1 protein-coding gene is annotated in these 509 nt (G+C 60.3%); it reads right to left on the bottom strand.

The genetic code is table 11. The features are described from left to right. Positions 1 to 509, bottom strand: a 509-nt coding sequence (gene amrB, locus ACP5PX_RS08390) for an AmmeMemoRadiSam system protein B (protein WP_428085490.1), incomplete at both ends; no start/stop codon positions are given.

Here is a 509-nt window from a genome sequence, read left to right as displayed (position 1 = left end):
CGCACATCGTGATGTTGTTCGAGAATATGGTGTCGTACAGCTTCCTGGAGTCGAGCGAGAGGATCGCGTTGATCGCCTTGCCGTCCAGCTCCTTGGCTGTCCTGGCAGGCACGTAATGGGACATATCGCTGGATGCGATGACGAGAACGTCATCCCTGCCCGAGATTGCCTTGCCGAGCCGCCGGCCGGCCTCCTTCAGCTCGTCGTACTCATGTATCCCCACACACAGCGGGACGATCTTCGATTCCCAGCCGATGTACTGCATGAACGGCAGCTGCACCTCGATCGAGTGCTCGTAGGCGTGTGCGACATAGTCGTTCATTATCCCATCGCCGACTATCTTCGCGACGAGCTCGTCGTCTATCCGGACCACACCGAGCGGGGTCATGAAATCCTCCGTGGTGACAGCCAGGCCAGCACCGTATCCCGTATGGTTCGGCCCGAGTATGACGACGGTGGCCGGCGTCTCCTGGGACCAGAGCTTCCTGTACAGGTGAGCCGCGACCGGC

Origin of the sequence: Hadarchaeum sp. (SeqCode) (assembly GCF_049969415.1) — an archaeon.
Classification (GTDB): Archaea; Hadarchaeota; Hadarchaeia; order Hadarchaeales; family Hadarchaeaceae; genus Hadarchaeum.
This window is presented reverse-complemented; position numbering and strand designations above follow the sequence as displayed.